General features: G+C 59.1%; 18 protein-coding genes, 1 other RNA gene and 2 pseudogenes. 14 read left to right on the top strand and 7 right to left on the bottom strand.

Annotated elements, in window-relative coordinates:
- Positions 1-70: 70 nt before the first annotated feature.
- On the bottom strand, positions 71-475 hold the full coding sequence (gene fur / locus ACIPZH_RS08000; RefSeq protein WP_008096237.1) for a ferric iron uptake transcriptional regulator: 405 nt from the start codon (positions 473-475) through the stop codon (positions 71-73).
- 97 nt (positions 476-572) lie between these two features.
- On the opposite strand from fur, the gene ACIPZH_RS07995 reads away from it, so the two are divergent.
- Positions 573-1,109, top strand: a complete 537-nt coding sequence (locus tag ACIPZH_RS07995; protein ID WP_241803860.1) for an outer membrane protein assembly factor BamE — start codon at positions 573-575, stop codon at positions 1,107-1,109.
- 62 nt (positions 1,110-1,171) lie between these two features.
- Here the strand turns inward: ACIPZH_RS07995 and ACIPZH_RS07990 are convergent, their stop codons facing one another.
- Positions 1,172-1,606 carry a type II toxin-antitoxin system RatA family toxin gene (locus ACIPZH_RS07990; protein WP_241803861.1) on the bottom strand — a complete coding sequence of 145 codons (435 nt, stop codon included), beginning with the start codon at positions 1,604-1,606 and terminating at the stop codon, positions 1,172-1,174.
- 162 nt (positions 1,607-1,768) lie between these two features.
- On the opposite strand from ACIPZH_RS07990, the gene smpB reads away from it, so the two are divergent.
- Positions 1,769-2,251, top strand: a complete 483-nt coding sequence (gene smpB, locus ACIPZH_RS07985) for an SsrA-binding protein SmpB (RefSeq protein WP_012312633.1) — start codon at positions 1,769-1,771, stop codon at positions 2,249-2,251.
- Between the two features lie 168 nt (positions 2,252-2,419).
- Here the strand turns inward: smpB and ACIPZH_RS07980 are convergent, their stop codons facing one another.
- A complete protein-coding gene (locus ACIPZH_RS07980; RefSeq protein ID WP_012312632.1) occupies positions 2,420-3,187 on the bottom strand; it encodes an FCD domain-containing protein in 768 nt (255 codons plus the stop codon).
- Between the two features lie 256 nt (positions 3,188-3,443).
- Here ACIPZH_RS07980 and ACIPZH_RS07975 point away from each other — a divergent pair, with 256 nt between their 5' ends.
- The 11 genes and pseudogenes from ACIPZH_RS07975 (at position 3,444) to tnpC (ending at position 14,004) form a co-directional block, all read left to right on the top strand.
- Complete coding sequence (locus ACIPZH_RS07975) at positions 3,444-5,114, top strand: lactate permease LctP family transporter (protein WP_400635844.1); 1,671 nt, start codon at positions 3,444-3,446, stop codon at positions 5,112-5,114.
- Between the two features lie 63 nt (positions 5,115-5,177).
- Positions 5,178-6,323: an FMN-dependent L-lactate dehydrogenase LldD gene (gene lldD / locus ACIPZH_RS07970; RefSeq protein ID WP_400635842.1), complete on the top strand. Its 1,146-nt coding sequence runs from the start codon at positions 5,178-5,180 to the stop codon at positions 6,321-6,323.
- A 74-nt stretch (positions 6,324-6,397) separates the two neighbouring features.
- The gene (locus ACIPZH_RS07965) at positions 6,398-9,208 is read left to right on the top strand and encodes an FAD-binding and (Fe-S)-binding domain-containing protein (protein ID WP_400635840.1); all 2,811 of its coding nucleotides are present in this window, start codon (positions 6,398-6,400) and stop codon (positions 9,206-9,208) included.
- A gap of 453 nt (positions 9,209-9,661) precedes the next feature.
- On the top strand, positions 9,662-9,931 hold the full coding sequence (locus tag ACIPZH_RS07960; protein ID WP_241803866.1) for a hypothetical protein: 270 nt from the start codon (positions 9,662-9,664) through the stop codon (positions 9,929-9,931).
- Between the two features lie 4 nt (positions 9,932-9,935).
- Complete coding sequence (locus tag ACIPZH_RS07955; RefSeq protein ID WP_241803867.1) at positions 9,936-10,184, top strand: DUF3077 domain-containing protein; 249 nt, start codon at positions 9,936-9,938, stop codon at positions 10,182-10,184.
- Positions 10,185-10,333: 149 nt separating this feature from the next.
- Positions 10,334-10,627, top strand: coding sequence for a hypothetical protein (locus tag ACIPZH_RS07950; protein WP_400635837.1), 294 nt, complete (start codon positions 10,334-10,336; stop codon positions 10,625-10,627).
- 99 nt (positions 10,628-10,726) lie between these two features.
- Positions 10,727-11,118, top strand: a transfer-messenger RNA (tmRNA) gene (gene ssrA / locus ACIPZH_RS07945).
- 394 nt (positions 11,119-11,512) lie between these two features.
- Positions 11,513-11,755, top strand: coding sequence for a hypothetical protein (locus ACIPZH_RS07940; protein WP_012312624.1), 243 nt, complete (start codon positions 11,513-11,515; stop codon positions 11,753-11,755).
- Positions 11,756-11,869: 114 nt separating this feature from the next.
- The gene (locus ACIPZH_RS07935) at positions 11,870-12,136 is read left to right on the top strand and encodes a DUF3077 domain-containing protein (RefSeq protein ID WP_012312623.1); all 267 of its coding nucleotides are present in this window, start codon (positions 11,870-11,872) and stop codon (positions 12,134-12,136) included.
- Between the two features lie 108 nt (positions 12,137-12,244).
- Positions 12,245-12,472: pseudogene (tnpB, locus tag ACIPZH_RS07930) on the top strand (IS66 family insertion sequence element accessory protein TnpB); the annotation flags it as partial.
- 84 nt (positions 12,473-12,556) lie between these two features.
- Positions 12,557-14,004, top strand: a pseudogene (tnpC, locus tag ACIPZH_RS07925) (IS66 family transposase).
- Between the two features lie 409 nt (positions 14,005-14,413).
- On the opposite strand, the gene ACIPZH_RS07920 reads toward tnpC, so the two are convergent.
- Genes ACIPZH_RS07920 through ACIPZH_RS07905 form a run of 4 tightly spaced genes read right to left on the bottom strand, consistent with a single transcriptional unit; the run spans position 14,414 to position 22,242 of the window.
- Complete coding sequence (locus ACIPZH_RS07920; protein ID WP_400635835.1) at positions 14,414-17,131, bottom strand: TnsA endonuclease N-terminal domain-containing protein; 2,718 nt, start codon at positions 17,129-17,131, stop codon at positions 14,414-14,416.
- Positions 17,121-19,118 (bottom strand): DNA methyltransferase, encoded by a 1,998-nt coding sequence (locus tag ACIPZH_RS07915; protein WP_400635833.1) that lies wholly within the window; start codon positions 19,116-19,118, stop codon positions 17,121-17,123. Before ACIPZH_RS07915 ends, ACIPZH_RS07920 begins: the two co-directional genes overlap by 11 nt.
- Positions 19,115-22,033 (bottom strand): ATP-dependent helicase, encoded by a 2,919-nt coding sequence (locus tag ACIPZH_RS07910; protein WP_400635831.1) that lies wholly within the window; start codon positions 22,031-22,033, stop codon positions 19,115-19,117. The genes ACIPZH_RS07915 and ACIPZH_RS07910 overlap by 4 nt, the downstream gene beginning before the upstream one ends.
- Positions 22,030-22,242, bottom strand: a complete 213-nt coding sequence (locus ACIPZH_RS07905; RefSeq protein WP_400635829.1) for a helix-turn-helix transcriptional regulator — start codon at positions 22,240-22,242, stop codon at positions 22,030-22,032. Before ACIPZH_RS07905 ends, ACIPZH_RS07910 begins: the two co-directional genes overlap by 4 nt.
- A 122-nt stretch (positions 22,243-22,364) precedes the next feature.
- Here ACIPZH_RS07905 and ACIPZH_RS07900 point away from each other — a divergent pair, with 122 nt between their 5' ends.
- Entirely contained in the window at positions 22,365-25,640 is a 3,276-nt protein-coding gene (locus tag ACIPZH_RS07900; protein WP_400635827.1) for a sacsin N-terminal ATP-binding-like domain-containing protein, read from the top strand.
- The last annotated feature ends 14 nt before the right edge of the window (positions 25,641-25,654 follow it).

Here is a 25,654-nt window from a genome sequence, read left to right as displayed (position 1 = left end):
GTTATCCCTGCGGCACAAAGCACAAAGGCGACCCTAGGGTCGCCTTTGCTGTCCATAACGACCGAAATCGTTACTTTTTCTTACGCACGTAGAGGACCAGGTTGTGGTCCACCAGCTCGTAGCCATGCTCGGCCACGATCTCTTTTTGGCGCCGCTCGATTTCGGCATCCATGAATTCGATGACTTCACTGGTCTCCACGTTGACCATATGGTCGTGGTGACCGCCGTCCGCCAGCTCGAAAACTGCGTGACCGCCATCGAAGTTGTGACGCACCACCAGCCCAGCAGCCTCGAACTGGGTGAGTACGCGATAAACGGTTGCAAGACCGACGTCCTCGCCAGCCTCCATCAGCGCCTTGTAGACATCCTCGGCGCTCATGTGACGTTGCTCGGTCGAATCGAGCATCTGAAGGATCTTGACTCGAGGCAGTGTCACCTTGAGACCGGCTTTGCGCAGTTCGCTATTTTCAACCATGGTCAGCTTTCTCGCCGATGCTGCTTCGCAGCTTCTCTTAATACGGGTATGATCGGGGTTTACGTTGTCCAGCCAAGATAGTGGAAGTCGCCCACCGATGCAAAACAACACCAAGCACTTGCTAACCAGCCTCACCTTCGTGGGACTGCTCGCACTCGCCGGTTGCTCGTTTCCCGGGGTTTACAAAATCGACATCCAGCAGGGCAATGTCGTTACGCAAGACATGATAGACCAATTACGCCCCGGAATGACCCGCCGGCAAGTAAGGTTTATCATGGGCAACCCTCTGCTCCAGGATACTTTCAACACCAATCGTTGGGACTACCTGTACAGCCTGCAGCCTGGTGGCGGCCAACGCCAACAGGAACGCATGAGCATCTTCTTCAATGACAGCGACCAGCTGGTCAGCCTGTCTGGCGACTTCATGCCAGGGGTGAGCCGCGACCAGGAAATCCTGGGCGGCAGCAGCGATACCACTGTCAGCCCGGCCACCGAGCCAGGCCAGCCAGCATCGCAGCCGGAAGAGAAGCCGGCCAAGCCTGGCTCTGTGGAAGAATCCATCCAGCGCGAGATCGACACCATCCAGACCACACCGGTGCCGACACCCGCCCCACTGGATACTTCGCCACAATAAATTGCAGGCGAAAAAAAGCCCGGATCATTCCGGGCTTTTTTGTGCCTGGTGGCTTGGCAGCATCAGCTATTGAGCTGCTTGGCACGCTGGCAGAACGCATCCACCAATGTATTGGCAGCCTGATTGAAAAGCGGCCCCAAGGTGGCCCGCACGATCGGCCCGGCGTAATCGAAGGACAGGTCCAGGCTGATCTTGCAGGCTTTTTCGCCCAGCGCCTTGAACACCCAGACGCCATGCAGCTGGGTGAACGGCCCTTCCTCCAGGTTCATCTCGATGGACTGCCCCGGCACCAGCACATTGCTGGTCACGAACTGCTGGCTCATCCCCCCTTTGGCCACCTCAAGCTTGGCCCGCATATGCGTGTCACTGGCTTCGAGCACCGTCGAGGCCGAGCACCAGGGCAAAAACTGCGGGTAGCTGGCTACATCATTGACCAGGTCGTACAGCGCCTGGGCAGGGTACGGCAGCAGGGCGGAGCGTTGAATATGGGTAGTCATCCAGGCGTCACTTCCAAGGCTGGGTGGCGGGCTTCGCAGCGTGCCAAAAACAGAACCTGTGCGTAAGACAGGGCCTGTATTGTCCGGTATTCATTGCGGTGGCTCAAGCGCACCGAAATCCCGTAGCCGACCACGTGGTGACTTGCCTATAATGCCGCCCCTATGGCTAAACAAAAGAAACATCCGACCGGGACCATCGCGCAAAACAAAAAAGCGCGACACGATTACTTCATCGAACACAAGTTCGAGGCCGGGCTGGTCCTGTCCGGTTGGGAAGTAAAAAGCCTGCGGGCCGGCAAGGCGCACCTGACCGACAGCTACGTGCTGCTCAAGGATGGCGAAGCCTGGCTGTTCGGCAGCCACATCACCCCGCTGACCACTGCCAGCACCCACGTCATCGCCGACCCTATCCGCTCGCGCAAGCTGCTGCTGAACAAGCGCGAGCTGGAGCGTGTGGAAGCTGCGGTGGCGCAGAAGGGCTACACCTGTGTGGCCCTGGCGCTGTACTGGAGCAAGCACCTGATCAAGTGCGAGATTGCGCTTGGCAAGGGCAAGAAGGAATTCGACAAGCGCGACACCGTGCGCGAACGCGATTCCAACCGCGAGCTGCAGCGTGCGGTGCGCAACAAGGGCAAGGAAGACTAAAGGCTTCTTCGCTTTGTAGCGCCTCTATCGCCGGAAAGCCGGCTTTCACAGGCAGCCCACTGGCTTCAGGTCAGTGACGCGCCTGTGGAAGCAACTGTCTTGCTCGACTGCTAAAAGCTGGCGCAACCCCTGTGGAAGCCGGCTTGCCGGCGATGGGGGCCACGAACTTCAGCGCCCGCTGCGCCGCTCTGCCCGCGCTACGCGCTGGGCTTCGTTCTGCGCCTCTTCCAGCACCTCCTGCACATACAGAATGTGCCGGCTGGACACCTCCCGCGCATCGTCCGCCCTGCCTTCGACAATCGCCTGATACAACTCACGGTGCTGGCTGATCAGCATGTCCCGCGTCTCGGTGCGCTGCTGGTACATGCCCCCGATATTGGTCACCACATTGCGCTTGAGCAGGTCGAACAGCCCGCGAATGGTATGCAGCAGCACAGCATTGTGGCTGGCCTCGGCAATCGCCAGGTGGAAGCGCGCATCCGCTGCCCCCTCCTCTGCCCGGGTAACCTGGTCAGCCCGGGCATAACAGTCCTGCAGGGTGTCGAATGCAGCCTTGAGCCGGGCGCGATCAGGCTCGGTGGCGCGCTGGGCAGCGTAATAGGCGCATGACGCCTCCAGGGTATGACGGAACTCCAGCAAATCGCGCTGCGCTTCGGCGCTGTGCTCCAGCAGTTGCAGCAACGGGTCGCTGAAGGTTGAGCCGAGCGATTCGGCCACATAGTTACCACCCCCCTGCCGGCTGACCAACAATCCCTTGGCCACCAGCTTCTGGATCGCCTCGCGCAGTGAGGGGCGCGACACACCGAACTGCTCGGCCAGGGCGCGCTCGGCCGGCAGCCGCTGGCCCGAGGTCAGCGTGCCTTCGAGAATCATCCCTTCCAACCGGTCGACGATGTCGTCGGACAGGCGCCGCTGGCGGACCTGATCAAAAACCATCACATGCTCTCCACAAACCCCCGGCAAAATTCAGGGGGCGTCTATTCTCGCCGATCCACGCCACGCCGACACCCATCAGGCGACGTTTTTCAAACCCCATCAGCCGCCCGCTCATCGGCACACGACCAAAGTTTTGCACAGGACAAATTGACACACCCATCACAGCGCTTTTAACCTAGCGTCCAGCCATTGTAAATTGGTCTTACCAATTATCCAATGCCAGTGCCTGACCAACAACAATTAGGGGCCACCCCATATGCAAACCTGGCAACAACTCTATTCCCCGCTCGGTAGCCTTGGCCTGTCCGCATTGGCGGCGGTCATACCCATCGTGTTCTTCTTCCTGGCCCTCGCCGTGTTCCGCCTCAAAGGCCACGTCGCCGGCAGCATCACCCTGGGATTAGCCATGCTGGTAGCGATCTTCGCCTTCCAGATGCCGGTCGACATGGCCCTCGCTGCCGCAGGCTATGGCTTCCTCTACGGCCTCTGGCCAATCGCCTGGATCATCGTTGCCGCGGTGTTCCTGTACAAGCTCACCGTCAAGAGCGGCCAGTTCGAGGTCATCCGCAGCTCGGTACTGTCGATCACCGACGACCAGCGCCTGCAGGTGCTGCTGATCGGCTTCTGCTTCGGGGCCTTCCTCGAAGGCGCGGCCGGCTTCGGCGCCCCCGTGGCAATCACTGCCGCCCTGCTGGTGGGCCTGGGCTTCAACCCGCTGTACGCAGCCGGCCTGTGCCTGATCGCCAACACCGCCCCAGTGGCGTTCGGCGCCCTGGGCATCCCGATCATCGTCGCCGGCCAGGTGACCGGCATCGACGCCTTCCACATCGGCGCCATGACCGGCCGCCAGCTGCCGCTGCTGTCGTTGTTCGTGCCGTTCTGGCTGGTGTTCATGATGGACGGCCTGCGCGGCGTCAAAGAAACCTGGCCTGCAGCCCTGGTGGCCGGCCTGAGCTTCGCCGTCACCCAGTACTTCACCTCCAACTTCATCGGCCCGGAACTGCCAGACATCACCTCGGCCCTGGCCAGCCTGGTGGCCCTGACCCTGTTCCTGAAAGTCTGGCAACCCAAGCGCTCGTTCGCCGAAGCCAAAGGCAGCGTCGGCGCCGCCGTGGTCAGCAGCGGCGGCAGCCAGCCGAGCCCTTACAGTTTTGGTGAAATTTTCAAGGCCTGGTCGCCATTCCTGATCCTCACCGTACTGGTCACCATCTGGACCCTGAAACCGTTCAAGGCAGCATTCGCCCCGGGCGGAGCGATGTACAACTTCGTGTTCAACTTCGCCATCCCGCACCTCGACCAACTGGTGATCAAGACCGCGCCGATCGTCGCCGCGCCGACCGCCATGCCAGCGGTGTTCAAGCTCGACCCGATCTCCGCCACCGGCACAGCGATCTTCCTGTCTGCACTGATCTCCATGGCCGTGCTGAAGATCAACTTCAAAACTGGTCTTACCACTTTCAAAGAGACCTTCTGGGAACTGCGCTGGCCGATCCTTTCCATCGGCATGGTCCTGGCCTTCGCCTTCGTCACCAACTATTCGGGCATGTCTTCGACCATGGCCCTGGTCCTGGCCGGCACTGGCGCTGCGTTCCCATTCTTCTCGCCGTTCCTGGGCTGGCTGGGTGTGTTCCTCACCGGCTCGGACACCTCGTCCAACGCCCTGTTCGGTTCGCTGCAGGCCACCACCGCCCACCAGATCGGCGTCAACGACACCCTGCTGGTAGCGGCCAACACCAGCGGCGGCGTGACCGGCAAGATGATCTCGCCGCAGTCGATCGCCGTGGCCTGCGCAGCCACCGGCCTGGTTGGCAAGGAGTCCGACCTGTTCCGCTTCACCGTCAAGCACAGCCTGTTCTTCGCCACCATCGTCGGCCTGATCACCCTGGTCCAGGCCTACTGGCTGACCGGCATGCTGGTTCATCACTAAAGTGAAAGGGGCCGGGCGCCAGCGAGCGCCCGGCGTCTCCTTCAACCCACGCTGCGAGAATCCATGATCATTTCCGCCTCCACCGACTATCGCGCCGCGGCCCAACGCAAGCTGCCCCCCTTCCTCTTCCACTATGCCGACGGCGGCGCGTACGCCGAGCACACCCTGCGCCACAATGTGTCGGACCTTGCCGGCATCGCCTTGCGCCAGCGGGTGCTCAAGAACATGTCCGAACTGAGCCTGGAAACCCGGCTGTTCGACGAAACTCTGAGCATGCCCGTGGCCCTGGCCCCGGTCGGCCTCACCGGTATGTACGCCCGCCGCGGCGAAGTGCAGGCAGCCCGCGCGGCAGCCGCCCACGGCATCCCGTTCACCATGTCTACCGTGTCGGTCTGCCCGATCGAGGAAGTGGCGCCGGCGATCGACCGGCCGATGTGGTTCCAGCTGTATGTGCTCAAAGACCGCGGCTTCATGCGCAACGCGCTGGAGCGGGCCAAGGCTGCCGGGGTCAAGACCCTGGTGTTCACCGTCGACATGCCGGTGCCAGGTGCCCGCTACCGTGATGCCCACTCCGGCATGAGCGGCGCCAATGGGCCCATGCGCCGCGTGTTGCAGGCCATGACCCACCCCGAATGGGCCTGGGACGTTGGCGTGATGGGCCGCCCGCACGACCTGGGCAACATCTCCAAATACCGCGGCAACCCCACCGGCCTTGCTGACTACATCGGCTGGCTGGGTAACAACTTCGACCCGTCCATTTCCTGGAAGGACCTGGAATGGATCCGCGAGTTCTGGGACGGCCCGATGATCATCAAAGGCATCCTCGACGCCGACGACGCACGGGACGCGGTCAAGTTCGGGGCCGACGGCATCGTCGTCTCCAACCACGGCGGCCGCCAACTCGACGGCGTGCAGTCCAGCGCCCGCGCGTTGCCGGCGATTGCCGACGCCGTCAAAGGCAACCTGAAAATCCTCGCCGACTCCGGCATCCGCAGTGGCCTGGACGTGGTGCGCATGATCGCCCTGGGTGCAGACACCGTGCTGATCGGCCGCGCCTTCCTCTGGGCCCTTGCCGTGCACGGCCAGGCCGGGGTGAAGAACCTGCTCGAACTGTTCGAAAAGGAAATGCGCGTGGCCATGGTACTCACGGGCGCCAAGTCGATCAGCGATATCAGCCGCGACTCGCTGGTACGCGAACTGGGCGCTTGAGCGCCTGCACAAACACCGCCTGTATGACCGGGGCACGCGGCGCGCCAGACGCCGTGGCCCCGTGAGGAGATAGCATGAGCCTGCCCGCCGCGTTCCTGCGTGATGCCGAGCGCCTGATACCCGCCGACCGCCGTTTCGACGACCCTACGTCCACCCTGGCCTTTGGCACCGACGCCAGTTTCTACCGCTTGATCCCCAAGCTGGTGGTGCGTGTGGAGTCGGAAGACGAAGTGGTCGGGCTGCTGCAGCTGGCCCAGCGCGAGCGCGTGCCGGTAACCTTCCGCGCCGCGGGCACCAGCCTGTCCGGCCAGGCCATCAGTGACTCGGTGCTGATCGTGCTCGGCGATAACTGGGGCAGCAAAGAGATCCGCGGCCAGGGCGAACAGATCCGCCTGCAACCCGGGGTCATCGGTGCCCAGGCCAACGCCTGGCTGGCCCCTTACGGGCGCAAGATCGGCCCGGACCCGGCCTCGATCAATGCCTGCAAGATCGGCGGTATCGTTGCCAACAACGCCAGCGGCATGTGCTGCGGCACCGCGCAAAACACCTACCACACCCTGGCCGGCCTGCGCCTGGTGCTGGCAGACGGCACGCGCCTGGACAGCGAAGACCCGGCCAGCGTTGCCGCCTTTGAAAGCAGCCACGCCGAACTGCTCGAAGCGCTGGCCCGGCTTGGCCGCGAAACCCGCGCCAACACCGAACTGGCAGACCGCATCCGGCACAAATACCGGCTGAAGAACACCACCGGCCTGTCGCTCAACGCCCTGGTGGACTACGACGAGCCGCTGGATATCCTCCAGCATTTGCTGGTGGGCTCTGAAGGCACGCTGGGCTTCATCAGCGCTGTCACCTACGACACCGTGCCCGACCACCCGCACAAGGCCAGCGCGCTGCTGGTGTTCCCCAGCGTAGAAAGCTGCTGCCGCGCGGTGACCGTGCTCAAGCGCCAGCCAGTGTCCGCCGTGGAGCTGCTCGACCGCCGCAGCCTGCGTTCGGTGCAGAACATGCCGGGCATGCCGCTGTGGGTAAAAGGCCTGTCGGACAATGCCTGCGCGCTGTTGATCGAGTCCCGCGCTGCCAGCCAGAGCCTGCTGCACGAACAACTGCAACAGGTCATGGCCTCCATCGCCGAATACCCGCTGGAACAGCAAGTGGACTTCAGCGAAGACCCGGCGGTGTACAACCAGCTGTGGAAGATCCGCAAAGACACCTTCCCCGCCGTCGGCGCCGTGCGCCAGACCGGCACCACGGTGATCATCGAAGACGTCACCTTCCCCGTCGAGCAACTGGCCGAAGGCGTCAACCGCCTGATCCAGCTGTTCGACAAGCACCACTATGACGAAGCGATCATCTTCGGCCATGCGCTGGAGGGCAACCTGCACTTTGTCTTCACCCAGGGCTTCAACAGCGCGCAGGAAGTGGCGCGCTACCAGGCCTTCATGGATGACGTGGCGCAACTGGTGGCCGTAGAGTTCGGCGGCTCGCTCAAGGCCGAGCACGGCACCGGCCGCAACATGGCGCCGTTCGTGGAGCTGGAGTGGGGGCATGACGCCTATCAACTGATGTGGACGCTCAAACGCCTGCTCGACCCCAACGGCATTCTCAACCCCGATGTGGTGTTGAGCGAAGACCCGGACATCCACCTGAAAAACCTCAAGCCGCTGCCTGCCGCTGACGAGATCGTCGACAAATGCATCGAGTGCGGCTTCTGCGAACCGGTCTGCCCATCCAAAGGCCTGACCCTCAGCCCACGCCAGCGCATCGTCATGTGGCGTGACATTCAGGCGAAAAAACGCGCCGGCATCGATACCCGCGCCCTGCTGCAGACATACCAGTACCAAGGCATCGACACCTGCGCCGCCACCGGCCTGTGCGCCCAGCGCTGCCCGGTCGGCATCAACACCGGCGAGCTGGTGAAGAAGTTGCGCAGCCAGGCCGCCGAGCATGCAAAGGCCGCCGACTGGCTGGCCGAACACTTCCACACCACCTTGGCCGGCGCCCGCCTGACCCTGACCGCCGCCAACACTGCGCGCAAGCTGCTCGGCGCCCCGCGCCTGGGCCGCCTGAGCGCCTCGTTGAGCAAAGCCAGCAAAGGCCGCCTGCCGCAATGGTCCCCGGCCATGCCGCAACCGCTGCGCAGCGTAAGTTTTGGCCCAGCGAGCAACGATGCCCGGCCACGGGTGGTGTACCTGGCGGCGTGCGTGTCGCGGGTGATGGGCCCGGCCTATGCCGACCGCGAGCAAAGTTCACTGCTGGACAAAACCCGCGCCCTGCTGGAAAAGGCCGGTTACCAGGTGGTGTTCCCCGGCAACGCCGACAGCCTGTGCTGCGGCCAGCCGTTCGCCTCCAAAGGTTACCCCGAGCAAGCGGAGCACAAGCGCCAAGAGCTGATCAACGCACTGCTGCACGCCAGCCGCGGCGGCCTGGACCCCATCTACTGTGACACCAGCCCCTGCACCCTGCGCCTGGTACAGGACCTGGGCGACACCCGCCTGGACCTGTACGACCCGGTGCGTTTCATCCGCACTCACTTGCTGGACAAGCTCGAGTTCACCCCACAGGACGAGCCGGTGGCCGTGCACGTGACCTGCAGCACCCAGCACCTGGGTGAAAGCCAGGCACTGATCGACCTGGCACGGCGCTGCAGCACGCAGGTGGTAATCCCGGAAGGGATTCACTGTTGCGGCTTTGCCGGTGACAAAGGCTTTACCACACCCGAGCTGAATGCCCACTCACTGCGCAGCCTGAAGGACGCGGTGCAGCATTGCAGCGAAGGGATTTCCACCAGCCGAACCTGCGAGATCGGGCTGTCCAGCCACAGCGGCATCGATTACCACGGGCTGGTCTACCTGGTAGACCGCGTCACCCGCCCCCGCACCCTCTGACCTGCCCGCTGATTCGCCGGCAAACCCCACCCCGGTTGTAGCAACTGTCTTGCTCAACCTCTAAAAGCCGGCGCGATCCAGGTGGTGGGCTTGCCGGCGATCGAGGGCGCAGCCCTCGCCCAAGCCCTCCAGAAGTAAGACATTTCCTAACCTGCAACCAAATGCTTCTGGATTAAATGCCTTGGGATTTATCCTACGACCGCCGCTGCCGTTTCGCCGTTGTTGCTCACCACCATCGGGGCTAACTTCCCTGGGTCGTTTTCGAACGACAGGGTGTGAGAACCCCGTAAACATGACAGCAGCCTCGTAATGGCGGCCCTGCGTGGGCAGACTTCGGTCTGGCCGGATTTCCCATGTTTACCGGTTTCTCACCCCACGCATGGCTGCCACCCAATCCCGTGAGAAAGGATCGCGTAGCAGCGCCTGTTGAGTAATCAAACTGGGATCTGCACCATGAAAAAAATCGTACCCGACCCACCTCGCTCCAAACTCCTCACCAACCCATACTTCTCCATCCACACCGACATGCCCCCTCCAGACGCCCTGGCCCACGCCAGCGAACTGCTGCGCGGCGTCGCCGAAACCATCGATGAACACTGCCGCACCCACGCCGGCGAACCGGGCCTGTGCATGCTCAGCAACGCCGAGCACGCCTGCGAAACATCCAGAGCCCTGATCGAGCATGCCTTGACTGGCCTCTACAACGCGCAAAGGCCGAGGTGATTCAATGAATGACGCATTGAAAGATGTCACCACCGCCGGCAGGGAAACCTTCGACCTGTTTCGCCTGCAACCGGGCGTGCCTTTCGAGCACGCCTTCAGCCAGCTCTCAGTACTGCTCGGCTGCATCCGCCACCTCACCACCGAGGCCGAGATGGAAAACGACCGCAAGGCCGGCAGCGCCGCCCGCATCCTGAGCGAAATGGCCAAGGCCCTGATCGACGACATCGAGCTTGGCCTGAACAAATCCCACTGATACCACCGGGCCGCTCCGCGGCCCATTCAGCGGAAACACCCCGCCACACACCATCATGTCGCCAAGCCAGCACACCGATTGAACCCTCGGCAAACCCCAGTAGTCCATCCTTACAGGCCCACCTCCCAGAGGCCTTCAAGGAGACACCCATGAAAGGTACCGCGCTTTCGGCCCTCTTCGCGGCCGCTACCCTCCTGGCTTCACCGGTGTTCGCTGCTGACGACCTCTGCGCCCTCAACATGCAGAAGATCGATGACGCCATGGCTACAGCTGGCGCCACTTCCGAAGGCCTGGACAAGGCCCTTAACGAAGACGTCGACAAGGCCAAGGCCGCGCAGGCAGCGGGCGACACCAAAGAATGCATCGCCATTTCCACCAAAGTGCTGCAGCGCCTGGAGAAAACCGACAAGGGCAGCGGCACGGCCGGTGGCAGCGGTAGCTAAGCTTTGAGCGGGCGGCAAGAAGCCGTTGTCGACGCCGCCCGCGCAAAGGCGTATACTCAGCGGCACGTGCCGAAAGGTACGTCAGCTAGAGCTGAGTGTGGGGCCGATTAGGATTCGACGCCGGTAGCGAAACTCTAGGTGCATGCCGAGTTGGTAACAGAACTCGTAAATCCACTGTTGCAACTTTCTATAGTTGCCAATGACGAAAACTACGAGGGTTACGCTCTCGCTGCGTAAGCAGCTGAGCCCGCTCTCCTGGTAGCTTCGGCTCCAGCAATCATCAGGGGATGCCTGTAAACCCGAAATGATTGTCATACAGAACAGGATCGTCGTGTAGCACGTTGGGGGCAAAGCGACTAAAACTTACCCAACTCGTCCAAAGCACCCTGCCCGTCGGGCGGCTGCGGATTAACTCAATAGACACGGCTAAGCATGTAGTACCGACAGCGGAGTACTGGCGGACGGGGGTTCAAATCCCCCCGGCTCCACCAAATCCTAAAAAAGAAGACGCCTTTGGGCGTCTTTTTTTGTGCCTGAATTAATCAGATCACACCTGCTTGACGTTACAGATCGTTTCGAAATGCAGCGAAAAACTCAGATTTATCCCCTTTCCTGTAGTCCATTTCCCAAAGATACTCTCCAACCCTGTTTTCCGTTGCGGACGCTTTTTCAGGGTCTTAGTCTCGGTGCGTCGTTGCACATCAACGGCATGACTTTGACAGGTCGCGACGGTAAACAACAAAACGGCTCGTCGTTATGGCAGCTGTACGTGCGGGCACGCTTGCGTGCGCCGGAACTTGTTGTTTCCGCCGGTCTGTCAACCCGCGTACAGCTGCCACCCTCTGTTTGACAGCAGACGGTGACGGCCCTGAAATGGAAGCAATCATGTTGAAGATAGTTCCCGATCCACCCCACCTCCTCCACTCCCTGGAAGACACGCTGATGATGGCCGCCGACTACGCCCTGTGCGCCGAAGTCGTCGCCCAGCAGGCAATGCTGATGCAGCCCAAGTCACCAGTATCGTTGTTAATCATGACCTCAATGCACGAGCTCGAGACGCTACGCAAATTGCTCGAAGCGGCGCTGATCCAGATCCAGAAACCCGCCGATCCGCAAACGCTGCACTGATCCGCATCATGACCTGCCTGGCCTGACTCTCCCGCACGGCGATGCACTTGTAGGAGTCCGGCTTGCCGGCGATAGGGCCAGGCCAGGCAACTACGACTTCAGGGAGATCAAACAGTGACCACCGAAGAAACCAAATTCACCGTCGGCAAAACCACCTTCTTCCAAGGCGAAAACCAGACCCACGCCCTTTTCCGCATCGAAGCCGGCATCCCATGCCAGGCCGCCCGCGAACAGGCCTCGGAACTGATGGGCTATGCGCGCGACCTGAGTATCGACGGGCTGATGGAAGACAAACCACAGCTGCTCTGGGCCTCGCACTACCTCTGCGCCCTGGCAAAGGCCCTGCTCGATGATGCCGAGCTGGGCATGATGAAAACTTGAATGCAATCCTAAGTAGGTTAAGCGTAAGCGCTCCATGAACCCTACATTCAAAGCGCTTACCTGATCCCCGATGCTGTGCTCCCCATTTCTTTCTGGAGCTCGCCGACCATGATGCGACCCGACGCCAAAGTCGAAAACGTGTACCTCTACCCCAAGCCCGTCGACTTTCGAAAATCCATCGATGGCTTGGCCGCGCTGGTCGAACTCGATATCAAGGTGGCGGTGTTCGACTCAGTGCTTTTCGTCTTCCTCAACAAGCCGCGCAATCGCGGGAAAATCCTGTATTGGGAGCGCAACGGCTTCTGCCTCTGGCTCAAGCGCCTGGACTCCGAACGGTTCAAAACCTCACCCGATCCGACTGACGTCGCCATTGTCCTGACCGTTCAGGAACCTGTTCTGCTCAAGCAACTGCTTGAGCAGATGATCAACGAGCGCGCGTCCGACAAGGGCAAGATCGTTCATCTCGAAGAGGAAGTTGCGCTGTTGCGCCAGCGCTTGTTCGGGCGCAAGACCGAGCAGACTGGCGATGCAGCGACACCACAGTTGCCACTCTTCGACGAAGCGGAAAGCCTGGCCGAGCCCTTGGATGAGGCTGACGACGAAGAAGTCGTTGCGCCAACCAAACGCCGTGGCAAGCGCAAGCCGCTGCCAACTGATTTGCCGCGTATCGAAGTTGTCCACGAACTGCCCGAGCATGAACTGACCTGCGCTTGTGGCTGCCGTAAACATGCCATCGGTGAAGAAGTCAGCGAACAGCTTGAAATCGTCCCGATGCAGATTCGCGTCATCAAACATGTTCGCAAGGTGTACGGCTGCCGGGACTGCGAGTCAGCGCCCGTGACGGCGGACAAACCCGCCCAGATGATCGAGAAAAGCATGGCCAGCCCTTGTGTGCTGGCCATGCTGCTGACCACCAAATACGTAGACGGCTTGCCGCTTCACCGCTTCGAAAAAGTGCTGGGGCGTCACGGTATCGATATCCCGCGTCAAACCCTGGCACGCTGGGTGATTCAATGCAGCGAGCACTTTCAGCCGCTGCTGAATCTGATGCGCGAAAGCCTGTTGAACAGTCGGATCATCCACTGTGATGAAACACGTGTGCAGGTGTTGAAAGAGCCGGGGCGTGAGCCCAGCAGCCAATCCTGGATGTGGGTACAAACCGGCGGCCCACCTGATCGACCGGTGATCCTTTTCGACCACGCCACCAGCCGAGCGCAGGAGGTGCCGGTGCGCCTGCTGGACGGCTATCGCGTCTATGTCATGACCGACGACTACGCCGGTTACAACGCGCTGGCTGCACAGGACGGACTGGAGCGATTGGGCTGCTGGGCGCACGCGCGCTGCAAGTTCGTCGAAGCGCAGAAAGTACAGCCCAAGGGCAAAACAGGACGCGCTGACATCGCATTGAATCTGATCAATAAGCTCTATGGCGTGACGACGAAGATCGTAAGGTTGCCCGCATGGAGCGCAGCCTACCATTGCTGACTCAGCTGAAAAACTGGGTAGAGAAAACGCAACCTCAGGTCACGACGCAGAATGCCTTTGGCAAGGCCATCGGTTACTTGCCCAGCAACTGGAGCAAATTGGAACGCTACGTCGAGCACGGCTACTTGCCGATGGACAACAACGCAGCCGAGCGTGCGATCCGCCCGTTTGTCATCGGAAGAAAGAACTGGTTGTTCAGTGACACGTCCAAAGGTGCCACTGCCAGCGCACAACTTTACAGCTTGGTAGAAACGGCCAAAGCCAACGGCCAAGAACCCTATGCGTGGCTGCGCCACGCACTGGAACGCCTGCCGCAGGCGTGCTCAGTAGAAGACTACGAAGCGCTACTGCCATGGAATTGCACACCTCAAATACACAGCTAGGTGCGCTGCCCATCTTTGGTTATGCGGGGTTCATGGAGCGCTTACAATTCGGTGATCGGCTGAGACATGCGCCCCGACCGCTCCCGTGACACGGTGCGCTGCAGATCAATCTGGCCAAGTGCTTTTTGGAAATGGGTGCCGCTCAGCGCGGGCGTGTAATGGGACGGAGCCTGCATGACAGGCAAGTCCGTGAACGTTAACCAGGGTATAGCCGTGAATGAACTCCAAATAATGTCCCTGCTTGTGGGTAAATGTTTATGCCGTTTGAATGGTGAGACCCGTTGTTGCAGCTCCACCATGAAAGCCCCGCTTTGCGAGGCTTTTTTAATGTTCGCCAACTGAGAGAGGGTCTACCTGGTAGGCTCAAGAAGTTGAGACACCACCCCAGCCTACGATGCAACTCTTAGTATTAGAGCAACACTCGGAAATGCCTCTTGTCGGCGTCCGACGATTTGAGGATACGGTATTCCATGCCACTGGCAACGGCGATCTGCTGGGCGAAGTCCTTTTTGGCCTGCACCACAGCATCTTCGATCTGGTTGTCGGCCTTCACCTCGACGATGACGTACTTCAGGCTGCCATCCGGCTCTTCGCGCTGGAAGATGAAGTCCGGGTAATAGCTACGCACGGTGCGCGAATCGGGGTCGATGTACTGGATGAAGAAATCGGACTGGCCATGGGTCAGCATCCCGGTGAAGTAGATCTTCTTCACCTGCTGCTCCCGCAGCAGATCCCAGAACAACCAATTCTCTGAACCGGAATCGAAGCAGTAGGTGTCGAGGTGGAAGCTCTTGGCGCGCTCCTCGTCTTTGATCTGTGCGTCGTGCATCCGCACAATCTTGTCCTTGGACGCTGACATTTCGTAGTAGCCGTTGGCAGGGATCTTGATCAGATCGACCTCGTAATCGTCCTTCTTTTCGTACTCGTCAAGATCGAAGAGCAGACGAAACAGACGAGGGATGATTTCGTCATATAGCAACTCGTTAAACTCGTTAGTGATAGCCACCAGTTCGGAGATTCCTTCTTTCGTCGTCTCTAGCAGCTCCTCGATCTCCAGTGGGCTTCGGTTGAGATAACGCGACACCTCGGCCACCAACGTCATAGGCGAGAAAGCGCGCTTATCACGGCGAGCAGTAAGGTCGAAGGTTCGACCACCGGACGCACGCATAGCATCGGTGGCAGTAAGACCGTCTTGCTGAGTTTCAATAAGTCGGTATTTTTCGATCAACTCGTTCCATTTCTGTCGGCTGGAACGCTCAGGCATCAACTCCTGCCCCTTAACCAGTTGCTTCTCACGCATCTGATAGAGCTTGCGCACGCGTGCTAGCTTGATCTTGACCGAGGGTTCCACGACACGCACTTCCACGCGTTCCTTGTCCTTACCGACCTTTTGCAACTCGTCAGCGCTGATGCGGAAGTTCTGCTGCAGTTCGTTATTGAGCGTGTTGAGGTTGTCGTCTGAAAGGAAGACGTGACCTGTGTGCTGGGCCTCGCCGATGGCACGCAAACAACGCATGGTTGCCTGCAGCACGAACACCTTGGACTTAGGCTCACGGAAAAGCCCGACCCCGAACAACGAGCGACAGTTCCAGCCTTCACGGCCTTTGTTGACCAGAAGAATAAACTGCTTTTCCGAGCCTTCAGTGTCCAATCGATTGAACTCACGGATGTCGTCGTTGGTAGTGATTTTGCTATCACCCACGTTGACCAAGATGCGCGAGGTTGGGATGCCATGTTTGAGCAGAACACGCTCGACGGCTGGCTTCAGCTCTCTTGTTAGTTCTTCCACTGTAGCAGCGAAGAATGCCAGCTTGGGCAGCAAGCCTTCCGGACGCAGCTCGCCAGACTCCTTCAGGAAGCTCTCGATGGCGATGTCGACAAATTCGTCGGTGCGAGTATTGGAATAGCCGTGAAGTGTCACCTTCTTGAGGAATCCCTTGTCGATGGCCTCCTTCAGGCCATAGGCGTAGACAACCTCAGGCAGCACTTCGCGCCCCACATAAGGCGTACCAGTGTAATTATAGCAAGCCACCACTCGCGTACCCGCCGCATTCAGACTGGCTGCCAGGATGTCGATGGTGGTGCGTAGGCTAGTGTCCGTTTCCTTTGCGCCAACTCCCATATCCTTCGCAAGCGTCTTGCCGAAGGCGTGGTGGGCCTCGTCAACGTAAATACCAAGCTGTTCCAGGCGGCGCAATTTTTCGAAGCGCTGGTTGGTGGTCAGCTCGCCCTCCTCCTCCGGCTGATCAAAGTTGTAGAGATCGGCGGCATCTGCATAGACGCCGTTTGCAGATAGCGTTTCCCCCGTGGCACCAAACAGCTTATCAACTGAGGTTTTTTCCTTATGCTTACGCTTGAGGATGATCTTCTGCGTGTTGGAAACGATGATGTTGAAGCGCGAGCGATCCAGCGTGTCCAGCGAGGTGCCCGCTTCTTCGAGATAGTGGAAGCGCAGGTGGGTAGTCAGGAAGTGTACGTACTCCGGCGGCACCACGCGGGTGAGGTCGAAGGCTTCGATTTCCTTGAGCGACTGCAGCACCGTCTTGTCCGGCGCGAATACCAGAGCGTTATGGCAGTAGTGCGCGTCCTTAGGAAATTTATTTGCCAGCAAGAACTCGTAGAATACACAGGTGGCCATCAGAATGGTTTTACCGGTGCCCATCGTCAGCGCGAAGATGTAGTTAGGGTAGGTGCGCGAGTTCTTGCGCATCTTCTCGAACAGCACCTTGTACGAGTTCAGCTCGAGCTCGTCGGACTCACCAAACGAAAACATCTCCTGCCCGGCAGTGCCGTGGAAGGAGCCAAACTTGCGGCCCTCGAACTTACCGCTGCGCTCGTACCACGCCTTGAAGATTTCCTCGACCTTGGCATTGCCGAGAAACTCCTTCAAGAAGACGTAGGTTTCTAACGCCTCGAATTGCGGCTGACGTAGGAAGGCCTTGGGGTTCTTCTCCGGGTTGTTGAAGTCGAGGTACTTGCGCGTCAGCTCGCGGTAGCTCTGACGCAGCTTGCCGCGATTGTCCCGATGGAACTGCCAGAGAAAGCGGAAGAAGGCAAAATCTAGCGACGTACTGGTGCTGCTGGCCGACTTACTGCTGGCTTTGGTGGCTGAGTGTTTAGTCGCCATAGCTCACACTCCCTTCCCACGATTCCGACAACAGGTCGGAGATCTTCACACGGATGGTACCTGCATCCTCCGGCACCTTGTACGTACCCTTGACCAGATCGTTCTTGCCAGGAATGTCTACCACTGCCGGTTGGAGTACTGCGCCATCAAAATTCCAATCGATCAGCACCGATTCGACCAACTCTTTCCAGTCATCGGCAGCCTCCTTCTGTAGCGAGAGCTTTTGCAGCAGATTCATCGGGTAGAAGCGCTCAATCACCAGCTCGCCGTTCTTGATGGCCAGTTTGGCCTGTGAGTCGCGCTTGAACTCCAAGTCGGCCTTGTCGCGCAGGATATCCACCACCTCGACGTCGATCTTGAAGGGACGGGCGGCCAGCTCCAGTTGCGCGGACAGGTCTGGCTCGTGGCCCATGCATACAAGGGTGATCTTCTCTACAGGTCGATTCGGCGACTCGTTCTGCTTTCGCTCCCAGGCCTTGTAGTCAAAGCCCGCGATCAGCTCGTTCAGGTCGGCGCGGGTGGCGATGCGGTTGACCGGCATGATCTTGACCATGCGCCCGTCCTTTTCTCCGTCGAACACAGTACTGAACTCCAGCTTCTGAACTTCCAGAGCATCGATCAGCAGTTCCTTGGCCTGAACGGGGTTGCGGAAAACGTCGTAATGATTGACGTTGTAAAACTCAAACCCAGTAAAAAATTTGGCCTCGCCGTTATGGTCTTTCTGACGCAGCTTATCCGCCACTCCAATTAGGCGTTTAGTCGTCGTCTGGATCGCACCGAGGTTGATGTCCGCGCCAATGAAGCGGCGACCAAGTCTCAATGAAACTGCTTGCGTTGTTCCCGACCCCATAAAGCAGTCAAACACAAGGGAGTTTGGGTTTGAGGACGATTTGATTATGCGCTCTAGTAGTTCCTCAGGCTTCTGAGTCGGATAATCCTCAGATTCCAATGAGTTGCTAGACAATGCGACAAAATCAGTCCAAATGGACTGCAACTCAACGCCGGGCATGTCATCAACGTATTGGATGGCATTGGGTCGTCCTTCACCATCTCTTGCCCAGCGGATTCGCCCCTTAGCTTCAAGTTCATCGAGCGCCTTCAAAGGGCTTTTCTTGGCTTCGTCGCTCAGAAGATGCTCAAGAAACGATGGCACAGCCCAGTGCCTACCCTTGCCAACGGTACTAGGGTTTAAGCCCTTCCAGGTTGCACCTGACTCACCGCTGCGCAAGCCGGGGGCGGTAATAGGACTTTCACGATACAACTTGCCCGCTTCATCTGGCTTGAAGTTGGACTCAAGATATTCCTTGCTATACGCGGTGTATTGCTGATTCCAAACGTACTTGGGCGTCTTTGTGTAAAAAAGGACTGAATCGTGAATGTGGTTGTATGCGCCGCTACCCGAGCGTGCAGTTGTTCTTCGCCAGACAATTTCATTCTGGAAATTTGACGCTCCGAATATTTCATCCAGGGTCAATTTCAAGGCATGGGAGCGACGATAGTCGCAGTGGACGTATATCGAGCCATTCTCAGCAAGAAGTTCTCGAAGAATCGCGAACCTCTCGTACATGAATTGCAAATACTCGTCGTTTGTCCATATATCTCCGTATTGTTTTTCCTCAAAGGAGTTCTGATCGTTCTCGACCGTCTGCCCCTTGAGTTTAATCTTTTTCTTGTAGTCTGCCCTTGAGTCAAACGGCGGATCGATATAGATCAGGTCAACTTTTCCACGGAACTCCTTCAACAGGTGACTCATCACCTGCAGGTTGTCACCCCAAAAAACTTTGTTGCGCCAGCCGTCCACTTCTTCGCCGTGGACTTCCTTCAGTTGCGCCGGGTAATACTGCGTCGAGGTGAATGGGCGCTTACCGCGCCAGTTGAGCATCGGGTAACCTTTGATCGGCTCGAACTCGTACTTCTCGACATTGGTGGTGTCTCCATCTGGCGTGGCCAGTCGCAGGCTTTCCTGCGCAGGTGTGGTTTTACTCACTTCTCGTTATCCCTGAATTTCCAACTCTTGTTGTCGCAGTAGGCACGCATGTCGCAGCTCTGACACAGCTTGGCTGGGCGTTCGGCGATGGCGTAGTCCTGCCGCTCAATGCGCGCGACGATGTTGTCGAAGCGCGCGATGGTCTTCCCGATGGAGTGGTCGTCCTTGTTGAACGACACATATGGATTCCCGCCACCTTCACCGGTGTAGTACAGATGCATCCGGCTGACCTTCTGACCTGTGCGCTCTTCCACCAGGTGGGCGTATACCTCCAGCTGATGCTGGTACTGGCGCAGGCGCTTCCGATCCTTCTCCATGTCAGGCTTCTTCTCCGACTTGAAGTCAATGATCTCGACCGTGTCATGCTCGCCTCGGATCAGATCGACGCTACCTTTCAAGATGTACTGATCCTTGATGAGAGAGATCTCGACCTCGGCCTCCTTGATACGATCCCAGTTGCCGTGTTCTCGCTCGTAGTAGCTCAAGACGTGCAACAACGCCGCCTGTTGCGAACTGGGCCCAAGGTAGACTCGCTCCTTCTTGGATAGCATCGCATAGTTGGTTGAGAACCAGCCTTTGATGGCGTCGAAAGAAACGGAGCCTTCCTCGCCGCGCAGCACGGCTTTGTGAATGTCCTCGATGGTCTGGTGCACCAGTGTACCGAAGAGCATCGGGCTCTCGCGGATGGGTGTGAATTCTAGTTCTTTGAAGAAGCGGTACTGTTCGGCGCAGTTCTCGAACACAGTAATGTGCGAGGTGAACGAGTATTCGCGCTTGAGGCTAATCTGCTTCACTGCCTCGTAAGTCAGTGCCGCGAGATCAACGTCACGCCAGCTGGGCAGCTCGTAGAACAGCCGCTCGAAGTATTTGGACGGCGACTTGCCGCGTCCTTGTTTCTCCTGCGCGGCCAGCACCAGCAGGTTCTGGGCACGTGAGAAGGCGGTATAGAATAGCCGCCAGAAGTCGAACTTCTTGATGTGGTCGAGCGGCTCGAAGCGTTCCTTGGACAGGTAGCCGCCGTCTTCCAGCAATACATCGAGCGCGCTGTACTGTTTGCGCGGCACCGCCTCCAGCGAGCCACAAACCACCACCGGAAATTCCAGGCCCTTGGATTGATGGATGGTGAGGAAGGAGACGCAGCCCTTGGGCGCGTACTCGGCTTCGTCCTCGTATTCGCCGATGCCGCCATCCTGTAGGAAGCGCAAGAACTGGTTGAACAGATCACGTAGGTTCTTCTCCAGCCACTCGGGATTAAGCACGCTGACAAAGTGCAGGTACTCGAACTTGGTGAGCAGCTTGGAGAACGTGCCGAGGTTGCGCGCCGCGCGCCCCTTGTCCACGCCTTGCACGGCCCCATCCGTGAGGAAGCGCGAGAAGAGCGGGAACTGCAGCAGTTGGTAGAACAAGCCGGAGAAGGCATAGTCGGTGTTCTGCGTGAGTACGGCGTGGCGCTTGGCCAGCGGGCGCGCCCAGTCCAGCAGCGCTTTGTTCTCAGGCTTGCGCAGCTCGTCAATGAAGGGCTTGAAGCACTGGTGGTCGTAGTAGTCCCAGATGGGCAGCGTAACGCCTTCGGCCCACGCCCGCACCTTAGGGAACTGTGGGAACAGAAATATCAGCGCGCCAATCATCAGGCGGATTTCCTCGCGCTCGAAGAACATGTTCGAGCGGGGCGAAAACACGGGGAGGCCTTGCGCTTCGAGAAAGCGCGCCAGCGCCACCACCTTGTCGTTCTTGACCGAGCGGAACAGAAAGGCCACCTGATTCCAGTCCGCAAGCTGGCCGGAACCCTTGAGGCCGTTGAGGAAGGCCAGTACCTCGGCGTGCCAATTGGTGGTGTCGCCGCTGTCATCCTTGGCGGCCAACCGCACCGCCGTGGCCATCTCAGGGAAATCGTCCTCGCGCGGGATAATCTGCTTGGCGAAGCGGAACACCCGAGTGCCGTCGTCCCAAACCTGCTCCTTCATCCACTCATTGTAAAAACGGATAATGTCCGGGTGCGAGCGGTAGTTGACGGTGAGCTTGACCTGCTTACACTGGCCGTCGTTGAACAGCGCAGGGAACTCCAGAATGTTGCGGATGGTGGCCCCGCGAAAGCGATACAAGCCCTGGTCATCGTCCCCCACCACGCACAGATTACGACGCTCGCCCGCCAGCAACAGAAGGATGCGTTCCTGAATGGTGTTGGTGTCCTGGTACTCGTCCACCATCAGGTGAGTGAGCTTGTCGCGCAGTTGCGCCAGCACCTCGGGGCGCTTTTCCAGCAGTTGCAGAGCCTCGTACTGGATGCCGGAAAAGTCCAGCGAGTTGTGCTCGTTGAGCAGCTCCTGATACTTGGCAAAACAGGTGGCCAAGGCGCGGATTTCCAATTCCGGTGCCACCGCCAGCGTGGCTCCATCGAGCGCCTCCTCGCTGACCTTGTTGAGCCACTTGAGCAGACTCTCCGATTGCGCCCAGCGGCCCGTCTGGTCATGGCCCATGACAAGCTGAGCGCCTGGTAGCTCGCGGAAGTCTTTGATGTGCTGGTAGAGGAAGTACTGCTGATCGAACTGGTCGAACAGTGTGAAGCTGCGCTTGAGCCGGGTGAACTCGCGGTAGTCTTCCAAGAGCCGTAGGCAAATGGAGTGGAAGGTGCCGAGATACATCTCGTTCAGGTTGAACTGGATGTTCAGCTCGGCCAGCCGATTGGAGATGCGAGTAGTGAGCTCGCGCGCGGCCTTGTCGGTGAAGGTGACAACCAACAGCGACTCGGGGGCGACTCCCTTGTGGGTGATGAGATAGACGATACGCTCTACCAGCGTGAAGGTCTTGCCAGCCCCAGGCCCGGCAATGATGAGCACCGGACCATCGGTAGCCAGAATGGCTTCAAGCTGCTGGGGATTGGCCTTGGACTGGAGGGCGGTGGCGTTGGAGGTCATTCAGCCCCCTCGTCATACTCCACTGTCGATTTGCCGATGCGGTTGGCAATCCACTTGTCCAGGTCACTGCGCCGAAAGCGCCACGTACCACCGAGTTTAAAGGCCGGGAGCTTACCGCTCGCGGCCAGGCGATAGACCGTGCGCTTACCTGCCTTCAAAAAGGCAGCAACCTCGTCAATCGTGAGGATCTCGTCTGGCTGGTCGCTCATCGGCTTTCCCATTTCATTTGCAGAGTGTTTGGTTTCTACCACATCTTGTCATTTTATTCCCAGATTGTGCAGACTTGTGCAAACTTGGCATCGGAAAGATGCCTGACCGAGAGGGAACAGCGGTGGCATCGAACTACGAGGCAATTTGCGAGGAAAACCGGGAGAGCTACGGCACCAAAGGCGCTCAAAAATCCGGGAGGCTAGCCGCTGGGCTTTACGACGACCGCACGCACTTCATCTTCGAATTGCTGCAAAACGCCGAAGACGCCCTCGGCAGGCGCAGAGACTGGCACGGGTCGCGCAAGGTTGCCTTCACTCTAGATTCGACCCGCCTATCGCTCTCCCACTTCGGCAAGCCGTTCGACGAGGCTGACGTCCGAAGCGTCTGCGACATAGCTGAGAGCACTAAGAACGAGTCCTCGATTGGCCGCTTCGGCCTTGGCTTCAAGTCCGTCTATACCGTCACCGATCTTCCGGAGATCCACTCTGGCGATGAGGATTTCGCTATTGAGAACTACGTCTTTCCCAAGCGAATGCCACGGTTGGCGCGCGCGGCGGATGAAACTCAGATCGTCCTGCCCCTGAAACCCGAGGACACGAGCGCAGCCCAGGACATCACAGCAGGGTTTCGCCACTTGGGCCCAGGCGCGCTGCTGTTCCTGCGTCACATCGACGAAATCAACTGGAGCGTCGAAGGCGGCGCCTCCGGGTTCTACCTGCGCAACAGCCCAGAAACGCTTGGACCCAATGTTCAGCGCATCACGGTAATCGGCAACGAGGATGATCGCTCCGAAGTCGATCAGAACTGGCTGGTGTTCCACCGCGACGTGTTTTCTGCCGAACAGCAAAAGATCGGACGGGTAGAAATCGCCTTCTCGCTGATCGCAGTGAAGGACGCTCCCGGCCGCTGGGCAGTGCAGCCACTGGCCAAGTCACCATTGGTGGTGTTCTTCCCGACCGTGGTTGAAAGCCACCTTGGCTTTCTTGTGCAAGGCCCGTACCGCACCACGCCCAGCCGCGACAACATCCCACCCGGCGAGCCGTGGAACCAACATCTGGTCAAGGAAACATCCAGCTTGCTGGTGGAAGCAATGCGCTGGATGCGGGACAAGGCCATGCTGGATGTCTCGGCGCTTCGGTGTCTTCCACTTGACCGCGAGAAGTTCCCACAAGATTCGCGGTTCGCGCCGATGTTCGATGCCGTCCAGCAGGCATTTCAGAAGGAGGCGCTGCTTCCCACATTCGACGGCGGGCACGTTAGCGCCGATCAGGCCAAGCTGGCGCGCACACAAGATCTGCGCGAGCTGTTCAGCCCCGAGCAGGTTGCAGCACTGTTCGACTCGGAGGTCGCCGCTTGGTTGTCTGGCGACATCACTCAGGACAAGGCACCCGAGATTCGCCATTACCTGATGCGTGAACTCGACATCGACGAAATCACGCCAACAAAGCTGGTGCCAAGCCTAAGCAAGTCATTCCTTGAGGCTCAACCTGATGAGTGGGTATTGCGGCTGTACGAATTCCTGAGCGGCCAGGAGAAGGCTCTGCGTCGCAATCTCGACACTGTACCACTCATCCGCCTTGATGATGGCAGCCACGTTGTCGCCCGCGAGAACGGGAAAAGCAAGGCATTCTTGCCAAGCGCTATTGCCACCAGCTTCCCGACGATGCGCCGCGCTGTGTGCGCGACACCCGAGGTGCGATTGTTCCTAATTTCCCTGGGCATCACCGAACCCGATCCAGTGGATGACGTGATCTGGAACCTCCTGCCGAAGTACCAGCAAGACGAAGTGGATGTAGACGACGATGCCTACGCTGCAGACATCGAGCGCATCTGTACTGCCTTCAGCACTGACTCGGCCAGTCAGAAGGAAAAACTCCGTTCAGCCTTGCGCGATACCAACTTTGTAATGGCGGTCGACACCGGCGATGGTAAAGCGTATGTCGCCAAGCCCGGAGAAATCTACATCGCCACCGACCGCCTGCAGCAGTTATTCGCCGGCGTGCTGGACATCCTGATCGTCGACAACGCATACGACTGCTTGCGCGGTGAAGACATCCGCGACCTGCTGGTGTCGTGTGGCGCAAGCCGCTACCTCATTTCGCAAGCAATACCATCGGGGCTGGGGCATGCCGAGAAAGTGCAGATTCGCCGTGAAGCAGGCCTTGAGCGCGCAAGCTGGGAAGACCAACCAGAAGACTTCACTCTTCGCGGGCTGACGCAGTTGCTGGAGTTCTTGCCCTCTCTGAGGCCAGAGGAGGCATCAGCCAGAGTGAAGGTGCTGTGGGAGGCGTTAGCTGACCTTGAGGCGCGCGGCACTGCTGCCTTCTACGGATCCTATAAATGGGGCTATTTTCACGAGACAAAGACCGTCCGATTCGACGCCACCTTCATCCGGACGCTCAATCAGGTCGCCTGGGTGCCAGACGTCGACGGGAAGCTCTTACCTCCGGGGCTCGTAGTGTTCGATACCCTTGGCTGGAAGCCCAATCCCTTCCTACTGACTAAGATCGCCTTCAAGCCGCCGATCATCGATCAGTTGGCCAAAGAGGTGGGCATCGACCCGGCGATTCTCGATCTACTACGAAGAGATCCCGCTATCGTTGCTGAGCTGGCAAATCGATTGAGCACCACACCAATACCAGAGCGCGAACCATCAACAGTCCCCGAGCCCGAGGCCGACGAACCATCCGACGGCGACGTGTACGACGATGCGAAAGACCTGTACGGCGACGATATGCCAGATATCCCACCCGGCACATCTGATCCCGATGGTGACGACGGCGTGGGCAGTGGTGCGGGACGCGGCGGCCAAGGCCGTACTGGTAGCGGTACACGGCGCGGCAACGACCAAGGCAATGGAGGCGCAAACGGTGGCTCAGGTGACCACGGCGCGCCTGGCGGTAAAGGAAGTGGAAATGGCGGTGGCTATGGTAAAAGGACGCCCGGCCAGCCCGGGGCACGTCCCTTCATTTCCTACATCGGCGCACATCCGGATGACGATGGCCCAGATCCCGATGACCTCGATCAGGTGGCGCGAATGCAGATCGAAGGGCACGCCATCGACCTAATCATTCGCCTTGAGCCGAAATTGTGCCGCACACAGGACGGCAACCCCGGTTTTGACCTTTTTGAGGCCGACAGCAGTGGCAGGCAGATTCGATGGGTAGAAGTGAAGTCGATGACCGGCAGCCTACGAGATCGGCCCGTGGGGTTGTCACACACGCAATTCGACTGTGCCCGTGAAAAAGGCGATGCGTATTGGTTGTACGTGGTCGAACACGCGACCGATACAGGACAAGCGCGCGTGCTCCGAATTCAGAACCCCGTCGGTCACGCCAAGACGTTCACGTTCGATCGGGGGTGGAGCGAAATCGCTCAAACGAGACTTCCAACTTAAACGATTCGAGATGG

The organism is Pseudomonas sp. NPDC089758, assembly GCF_044748705.1.
Lineage (GTDB): Bacteria > Pseudomonadota > Gammaproteobacteria > Pseudomonadales > Pseudomonadaceae > Aquipseudomonas > Aquipseudomonas putida_X.
This window is presented reverse-complemented; position numbering and strand designations above follow the sequence as displayed.

Coding starts and splice junctions, on each gene's coding strand:
- ACIPZH_RS07980 (WP_012312632.1), bottom strand. CDS start 3,187: ATGGTTTTTGATCAGGTCCGCCAGCGGCGCCTGTCCGACGACATCGTC.
- ACIPZH_RS07965 (WP_400635840.1), top strand. CDS start 6,398: ATGAGCCTGCCCGCCGCGTTCCTGCGTGATGCCGAGCGCCTGATACCC.
- ACIPZH_RS07960 (WP_241803866.1), top strand. CDS start 9,662: ATGAAAAAAATCGTACCCGACCCACCTCGCTCCAAACTCCTCACCAAC.
- ACIPZH_RS07905 (WP_400635829.1), bottom strand. CDS start 22,242: ATGAGCGACCAGCCAGACGAGATCCTCACGATTGACGAGGTTGCTGCC.
- ACIPZH_RS07975 (WP_400635844.1), top strand. CDS start 3,444: ATGCAAACCTGGCAACAACTCTATTCCCCGCTCGGTAGCCTTGGCCTG.
- fur (WP_008096237.1), bottom strand. CDS start 475: ATGGTTGAAAATAGCGAACTGCGCAAAGCCGGTCTCAAGGTGACACTG.
- ACIPZH_RS07955 (WP_241803867.1), top strand. CDS start 9,936: ATGAATGACGCATTGAAAGATGTCACCACCGCCGGCAGGGAAACCTTC.
- ACIPZH_RS07950 (WP_400635837.1), top strand. CDS start 10,334: ATGAAAGGTACCGCGCTTTCGGCCCTCTTCGCGGCCGCTACCCTCCTG.
- lldD (WP_400635842.1), top strand. CDS start 5,178: ATGATCATTTCCGCCTCCACCGACTATCGCGCCGCGGCCCAACGCAAG.
- ACIPZH_RS07920 (WP_400635835.1), bottom strand. CDS start 17,131: ATGGCGACTAAACACTCAGCCACCAAAGCCAGCAGTAAGTCGGCCAGC.
- ACIPZH_RS07995 (WP_241803860.1), top strand. CDS start 573: ATGCAAAACAACACCAAGCACTTGCTAACCAGCCTCACCTTCGTGGGA.
- smpB (WP_012312633.1), top strand. CDS start 1,769: ATGGCTAAACAAAAGAAACATCCGACCGGGACCATCGCGCAAAACAAA.
- ACIPZH_RS07910 (WP_400635831.1), bottom strand. CDS start 22,033: ATGACCTCCAACGCCACCGCCCTCCAGTCCAAGGCCAATCCCCAGCAG.
- ACIPZH_RS07940 (WP_012312624.1), top strand. CDS start 11,513: ATGTTGAAGATAGTTCCCGATCCACCCCACCTCCTCCACTCCCTGGAA.
- ACIPZH_RS07990 (WP_241803861.1), bottom strand. CDS start 1,606: ATGACTACCCATATTCAACGCTCCGCCCTGCTGCCGTACCCTGCCCAG.